The sequence below is a fragment of the Parcubacteria group bacterium CG10_big_fil_rev_8_21_14_0_10_36_14 genome (assembly GCA_002772895.1).
Lineage (GTDB): Bacteria > Patescibacteriota > Patescibacteriia.
This window is the reverse complement of record PFCS01000045.1, coordinates 3692-11810: the sequence shown is the minus strand read 5'-3', so window position 1 is coordinate 11810 and position 8119 is coordinate 3692. Positions and strand designations below refer to the sequence as shown.

The following is an 8119-nucleotide window of genomic DNA, read 5'->3' as shown; positions in this document are numbered from 1 at the left end:
TACGGGATTTGCTCCAAGAAACTCCGGATTATCCGCGCCACGTTATACGCAATTCAAAAAATATTTTTCTTTTTATAAGGAATTTTGACAGGCTTTTTTAAAGGGGAATAAATTTGTTTTTTTATTTATTAGAAAGGGGTATAGGGTGTTTTCTCCGCTCCGCTCCGAAAACGATTTATTTATAAGGGGAAAACGAATACAATATAAATACTTAATTGAATGGTAAATTATGAATAAACAGATAAACAATGGCATAAAACTTTTTGAATATTTAGAGAAGCTTTCTCTACTTAATATTAATGTTAGAAAGAATATTAAAAATTTATCCAAAGAAGAAGAAATATTTAATTTGGAAGATAAAGATTTTTTACCTATTCTAGATAAAATTTTTCTAAAAAATAGAGACACTGAAGCAGATAAGCCAGACGATTTGTTCTTTTCAATTGAAAGATACAAAATTGAAAATCCCCCTAAATTACCAAAACAGCTTGAGAAATGGATTGATTTTGAATCCATCAGTTTTGTAAAGCCAGAGCCAAAAGCATTTATAGTGTTAACTGAAAAATTTGAAGATGATGAAAAAAGAGTTATTGCTTTTGATAAATTAATATCAGGTTCAGGCAAAAAAACTTCAGATTTAAATGAATGGATAACTAAAAATGAATTCGGTGATTATGAAAAAATAAATGAAAAACCAAAAAAGATTTTTTTTGAAGATTTTCCTGAACTAATAAAACTATACGAAGATTGGATAGAGCTTAAATGGGCTAAATGGGAAGAAAAAAATCATGAATATTTTATTTCAAATCAAGCATACGACAAATTTTATTCTCTTAGGTCGTTTTTAAAAACAGAATCTGATAGTTACGACTTGCTGTGGGGGCATGATGTTTTGGTGTGGAAACAAAATGGGAAAGAAATATACCATCCAACATTTTTTACTCCCCTTATTATAGAATTTGATCCAGACAGAAATATTATTTCTATTAAGTCAGATTCAAATTTGAAAACTTTCTTTGACGTTTCTTTTGTAAGAGAAGTGTTGGATGACAAAAATACAAACCTTGTAGACATTGATTCGTTAGCCGAAAGAATTAATAAAAAAATAAATGATGGCGATTTTGATATTTGGGACTATAGCTTGATTCATAAATATTTACAGCAATTAGCGCATTATATCTCTCCAGACGGCGAATCAAAATATAGCAATAGAGGAGAGGAAATAGTTACAAAAACACAACCTACAGCATTTAATTTTCATCATTTATTTTTATTAAAAAAAAGCGGAAAAAGTTGGGCTGATTATGCAAAAAAAATTCAGGAAGATATTAAAAACAACAATAAACTAACACCATTTTTAACCGACTTAGTTTGCGATGATGAAAACAAAGATGAATCAGAAGATTTAGAAGAAACGATCAGTGATAATATTCAAAGCGATAAAGAAATAAATGGCGAGTTATATTTTCCACTTCCATACAATGATGAACAGAAAAAAATCGCTAAACAAGTTGAGTCAAATTATGGAGCTGTTGTTCAAGGACCACCTGGAACAGGCAAAACTCATACTATTGCAAACCTAATTTCTAGATTTCTTGCGCTCGGGAAAACAGTTTTAGTGACTTCTCAAACAGGACAAGCTCTTTCTGTATTAAAAAATCATATACCAAAAGAAATTAGAAGTATGGTTGTTTCACAAGTAGAAGCAAATTCTAGAAATAATGATTTGCAGGCCTCTGTATCTGAAATTAATACAATACTGTCAGATACAACAGAATTTACAAATGAAAAAAAGAAACGAACAGAGAAAGAATTACAAAATATTAGAGAGAAAATTGCGCAAAAAAATAATGATTTTGAAAAAATTTCTCTATTAGATTCAAGAGAGAAAATAGTAATAGGTATAGAAAAATTTACACCCATTAAAGCTGCTAAATTTATTACAGAATTTCAAGACAATAATGAATTTAAAATTTCAGACGATATTCACTATAACGACGAATTGGCTATTTCCCAGTCTCAAATAAATAGCTACATATCAGCATTAAGAAGTGCGGATAGCGAGATATGGGATTTCGTAAATCTAGATAAGATTCCGACTATTAGCACATTACCCGCGCTGGATACTTTGGAGCAGTTTTTTAAATTGAATAAAGAATTAAATAAAGAAGAATTACAATTATTTAAATTATACATTCCAGACAATGAAGATTTGAAAAATATAGACAATATAGAAGAAAATATAAAAGACTATAATACACATAAAGAAAAGGCTTCTAAATTTAAAAGTCGCTTAAAGGAAGTTGAATTTTTTAAAAAAAATAATATTTCTGAATCAAGTTTTTTTGATAAAACAAAAGAAGCTAATGTTTCTGATATTTATGATGGTCTCAACAAAATAAAAGAATCTCTGCTTTCTTTTAATGAGCCGTATGAAAAAGAACTGTTTGAAATACTAAAAAATGATAACCAAAAACAAAGATGGGAAAATATATTAACAAAAATAGAAAAAATACTAAAAAAATACAATGAATCTGAAAGTATTCTACTAGGTAGAAAAATAATAGTAAGCGATAAATATGACATAGATTATGCTTCCGCCTTGGAAATAATTTCTAAAGTTAAAAAACAGGCGAAAAATAATGGCGATAAAGTCAAAAAAGGTTTTGGACTTTTATTCAATTTAGGTATAAGAAAATTTATAAAAAAGATAAAAATTGATGAAAAAGAAATTTGTAATAACGATGACATTGAAGTCATTAATGCATATTTCTTGAAGATGAAACTTGAAAACGATTTGAAAAATATATGGGAACAGGCTTTCCAGTCAATGGTTAACAAGAAAGAGCTATCTAATCCGTTTAATATAGTGGAATTTGAAGGGATTATATCTAGTATATCTCGCATTATTTATTTTGAAAAAGATAATTTGAAATTGAATACCAACATTAAAAATTATAAATTATTTAAGGAGGTAAATATTTTTGATTTATCTTTTATAGAAAATGCTTTGACTGTTTTTGATAATTTTCTTTCATATTTTAAAAGCAATGAATATGAAAATTTGATAAACGAAGTAGCCACATCTTTTGAAAAGGAAAATGCACACAAAAAAACACTTTTATTAGCTACACACATCAAAGAAAAGAATATTGAAAGAATAATTGGCATAAAAAAAGAAATAGAAGAATTAAATGAGCGAAAAAAATTGTCCATAGAATATTCTAAATTAAAGAATGAAATTTTTAATAAAGCAATACAAAATCTAAAATTAAATAAACATAATCATAAAAATGTTATTGCGTATCTACAAAATTTAGAAACAGGAAATTTAGAAGAAATAAAATCTTTTTACAAACAAATTCCCGACCTCATTGATAAACAAAATAAATCTGAAGAAATTAAGCTAATTGAAGATGTATTAAAAGAAACACTACCCAAAACGGTTGATGAAATTAAACTTGCAGTCAAAAAAGATGGCAATGTTCAAATTAATATAGAGGAAAATTGGAAATGGAAAAGGTTGATTAGTTGGTTAGATGAATTACATTCAGGTGATCCAATTTCTAGAATAAGTAAAGAGCTATGGATTCTAAAAAACAAAGAGAGAGATTTGGTTAGAGATTTTGTTGAAATTTCTGCATGGATGCATCTTAAAAAACGAGTTACTAAAAAACAGAAAGAAGCACTTGCTTCATTTGCGTTAAGCATGAAAAAACGAGGTAAGGGGCTTGGCAAATATGCGCCCAAACACCTTGCCGACGCAAAAAAATCATTAGAGATTGGTAAAAATGCTGTTCCTGTTTGGATTATGCCGATAAACACAATACATGAGTTATTTCCAAATCCAACATCTGGAATGTTTGATATCGTTATTTTTGATGAAGCAAGTCAGGTTGATACTCGTGGTTTAAATATTGCTTATATTGGAGAAAAGTTACTTGTCGTGGGAGACGATGAGCAGGTTAGCCCGACAACATTTACCACGCAAAGCAAAGTTACTGATTTAATTACACGATATATATCTGATGTTCCAAACAGCCATCATTTTTCTAATACATCCAGTTTATTTGATATTGCTAAAATAAAAATGACAGACATTATTACATTAACAGAGCATTTTCGCTCAGTTGAAGAAATTATTGGGTTTAGTAATTCATTATCATATAATGGAAATTTAAAAATTTTACGAGATCAATTACCAAAATATAAATTAGATCCAATACTGGAATCAGTCTTTGTGGAAAATGGTTTTGAAGAAACTAACGCACAAATAAATAAACCGGAGGCAGAGGCAATTTTGGTTAAGCTGAAAGAAATTCTACAGGATGAAAAATATAAAGAAACTGACGAAGAAGGAGAAACGCGACCGATCACCTTAGGTATAGTATCTCTCTTAGGTAAAGACCAGTCGAAATATATAATGAAATTAATTGGTGAAAATATTTCATCTAAAGAAATTGAAAAAAGAAAAATTACTTGTGGTGATCCTTATGTATTTCAAGGAGATGAAAGGGATGTAATGTTTATATCAATGGTTAAAGCTCCTGATTTACATAATCCCAAAAAGACAATTACTCCTTACACAATATCTCAAAAAGCATACAAACAAAGAATTAATGTTGCAATGTCGAGAGCAAAAAATAAAATGATTCTTTTTCACTCTATCCCGAAAGACAAATTAGCAAACCCTGATGATTTAAGAAAAAGAATTTTAGATTGGTTTTATAATCATAAAACAGAAGAAAGAAAAGCTGGATTACAGGCAATTAGGGAGGAAGTTAATAGAGGAAGGGCATCAGAATTTGCGTATCAAGTTGCTGAAATTATCATCAATAATGGGTATAAAGTTATACCAGAATATGAAGTTGCTGGATACAGAATTGATCTTGTTGTACAAGGCGAGAATGCAAAACTTGCGATTGAGTGCGATGGGGACAAGTATCATAACAGAATAGATAAATGGCAAGAAGATAATGAGCGACAAGATGTTTTAGAAAGATCAGGATGGACATTCTGGAGAATTACAGGAAGCGCTTTTTACAGACACAGAGAGAAAGCATTGAATTCTTTGTGGGACAAATTAAATGAGCTGAATATTAAACCTGAAATTTAATTATTAAACATAGAAGCATGAATTGTTTTCGGTCGGGGCAATTCACCCCTTTTATTCCCCTCTTGCCCCTCCCTCAAACAGAAATAGGAGTTTTGAATTTTGGGCATTCACCCCTAACCCCTCTGCCCAAAATCCAAAACAAAAAAACAAATTTATAATTATTGAATAAAAAGCCTGTCAAAATGAAATTGAATGAAAAATATTTTTTGAACTCGCTCCTTACAGTCGCGCCCCGCTGCGCTCTCCTCCCTACGGTCGTCGGGGCGTATAACACAGTATATCTGGCTCGCTCCTGCCGTCGCTCGACCCATATTTCTCGCCTTTTCTTTACTTTTAAGATAAAATAAGGATAAAGAAAAGTCGAGAAACATCAGATATACTGGAACGTTATGTGAAATAAAATTCTTTCTTTTTTCTTTTTTTAAATTTGCTTTTTATAATAAGGAAAAATAAGTTTTTTTTATCTATTTATATAGGTGTAATAAGGTGTTTTTTCTGCCCACAAAGGGGCAGTAAAAAACGATTTTTATTTTAGAATAAACTACGCTATAATGAATTTGAGCTTTAATAAGCAAAATATGTCAGATATTACCAAGTTTTTAAATAAAATCATTTGCGGAGATGTTGTCGATGTGATGAAAAAAATGCCGGATGGATCGGTTGATTTAGTCGTGACTTCACCGCCATATAATCTTAAGAATTCTACTGGAAACGGAATGAAAGACGGTCGTGGCGGAAAGTGGGCAAACGCTGCTTTGCAAAATGGCTATTCGCACTACGACGACAATATGCCCCATAATAAATATGTGAAGTGGCAACGAGATTGCTTAACCGAAATGATGAGATTGATCCCCGAAGACGGGGCGATTTTTTATAATCACAAATGGCGCGTTCAGGGTGGATTATTACAAGATCGCCATGATATTGTCAGTGGTTTTCCCGTGCGTCAAATTATCATATGGAAACGCGCTGGTGGATTTAATTTTAATGCTGGATATTTTTTGCCAACTTATGAAGTTATATATTTAATAGCTAAACCAAAATTTAAACTTTCGGAAAAAGCTAATGCTTATGGCGACATTTGGGAAATTCCACAAGAGATGAAGAATGGTCACCCCGCCCCTTTTCCTATTAAATTGATTGATAAAGTTATTTCTGCAACCAATTCAAAAATTATTTTAGACCCTTTCATGGGTTCTGGTACAACAGCTATTTCAGCAATTAATTTTAATCGAGATTATATTGGGATTGATATTTCTCCAGAGTATTGCGAATCCGCAAAAAAAAGGATTAAACAACATCAATCACAAGCTAAGCTTTTATAAATATGACAAAACCAATCATTTACACAAAACCGGTGCTAATCGCAAGGCTCAAAGAAATATCAGAAATGGGATTTATTCCGAATGCGAGAAAAGGAAATCATGGCGGTATTGGCAATACCCTTGAGGATTTACTCGGAATTAAAGAAAACAATCTTCCAATTCCGAATGCTGCCGAATGGGAGTTAAAAGCGCAGCGCCTAAACTCAACATCACTTACTACACTTTTTCACATTGAGCCATCGCCCCGTGCCGTAAAATTTGTTCCACAAATTTTGTTGCCGTTTTACGGTTGGGCTCATAAGGAGGACGGGAAGAAATATCCGAAAGGCGAAATGAGTTTCCGTCAAACAATTCACGGAAATTCAAGAAGTGATAGAGGATTTAAAGTTGTAATTGATCGCAAAGAACGAAAAATCTTAATCTCTTTTGATTCAGAAAGTGTCGATTCGAAACATAAGGACTGGCTCAAATTTGTAAAGAAAAATGCCGGACTTGGCGAACTCAATCCTTATCCATATTGGGGTTTTGATGATTTAGAACACAAGGCCGGAACAAAATTACTTAACACTTTTTACGTACAAGCAGAAGTGGAAATTAGACGCAAAAAAGAATTTTATCATTACACAAAGGTAATGATGTTGCAGAAATTTAGTTTCGAAGGATTTTTGAAGGCACTTGAAGAAGGAAAAATTCTTGTCGATTTTGACGCACGCACTGGACACAATCACGGAACAAAATTTAGAATGAGGCAAGATTGCTTACCAATGTTGTATGAAAAAACAACAGTAATTATTTAGTATATGTTAGATCAAATATATTCATACCGCGAAATGTGTGACGCAGAAAATGTGCAGACCTTGCAGAGAGGTATGAATTTTCGTATGAATCCACGATATTCAGTGATTCTTATGTCGCGACGCCCCAATGCTCCATATTCTGATAAAATTTTAGAGGATAGTATAACGATTGAATATGAAGGTCATGATGAACCAAAAACTTCATACGAGATGAATCCAAAGACACTTAATCAGCCAAATAAAACCAAGAATGGCACCTTGACACAAAATGGCAAATTTATTGATGCAGTAGAAAAATACAAAAAAGGAATTACAGTGACTGAGCCAATAAAAGTTTATGAAAAAATAATGCCAGGCGTTTGGTCATTAAAAGGTTTTTTTGATCTGATCGATTGTCAAACTAGGCATGATGGGAAAAGAAATGTGTTTGTTTTTTCTTTAAAACTTTCTGACAAACAAGACGTCGAAATGACAACACCAATTGATTTAGCGCATACGCGCTTAATATCAAGCGAGGTAAAAAAAGAAGTGTGGAAAAGAGATGGCGGAAAATGTGTTATCTGTGAGTCCACAAAAAATTTACATTTTGATCATGATCTACCATTTTCAAAAGGTGGTACCAGTTTAACGTCAAAAAATATCAGGCTATTATGTGCTAAATGCAATTTAGCTAAATCAGATAAAATAGAATAAGGAGTTTTTGATTTTGGGCATTCACCCCTTACCCCTCTGCCCAAAATCAAAAACAAAAAAACTTATTTATTATTTAGAATAAAAAGCAAATTTAAAAAAAAGAAAAAAGAAAGAATTTTACATCACATAACAAGGCATATCCGGTTCAAAAATTTTGCACTTTATAATAAATTAAGGAAAGCAAAATT

General features: G+C 31.4%; 4 protein-coding genes. All 4 read left to right on the top strand.

What is annotated here, in order from left to right; translation table 11 throughout:
- Positions 1-229: 229 nt before the first annotated feature.
- Positions 230-5116 (top strand): hypothetical protein, encoded by a 4887-nt coding sequence (locus tag COU51_03735; protein ID PIR66483.1) that lies wholly within the window; start codon positions 230-232, stop codon positions 5114-5116.
- Between the two features lie 578 nt (positions 5117-5694).
- Positions 5695-6441, top strand: coding sequence for a site-specific DNA-methyltransferase (locus COU51_03730; protein PIR66484.1), 747 nt, complete (start codon positions 5695-5697; stop codon positions 6439-6441).
- A 2-nt stretch (positions 6442-6443) separates the two neighbouring features.
- Positions 6444-7238 carry a nciI gene (locus COU51_03725; GenBank protein ID PIR66482.1) on the top strand — a complete coding sequence of 265 codons (795 nt, stop codon included), beginning with the start codon at positions 6444-6446 and terminating at the stop codon, positions 7236-7238.
- A gap of 3 nt (positions 7239-7241) precedes the next feature.
- Positions 7242-7931: an HNH endonuclease gene (locus tag COU51_03720; GenBank protein PIR66481.1), complete on the top strand. Its 690-nt coding sequence runs from the start codon at positions 7242-7244 to the stop codon at positions 7929-7931.
- The last annotated feature ends 188 nt before the right edge of the window (positions 7932-8119 follow it).

Coding starts and splice junctions, on each gene's coding strand:
- COU51_03720 (PIR66481.1), top strand. CDS start 7,242: ATGTTAGATCAAATATATTCATACCGCGAAATGTGTGACGCAGAAAAT.
- COU51_03725 (PIR66482.1), top strand. CDS start 6,444: ATGACAAAACCAATCATTTACACAAAACCGGTGCTAATCGCAAGGCTC.
- COU51_03730 (PIR66484.1), top strand. CDS start 5,695: ATGTCAGATATTACCAAGTTTTTAAATAAAATCATTTGCGGAGATGTT.
- COU51_03735 (PIR66483.1), top strand. CDS start 230: ATGAATAAACAGATAAACAATGGCATAAAACTTTTTGAATATTTAGAG.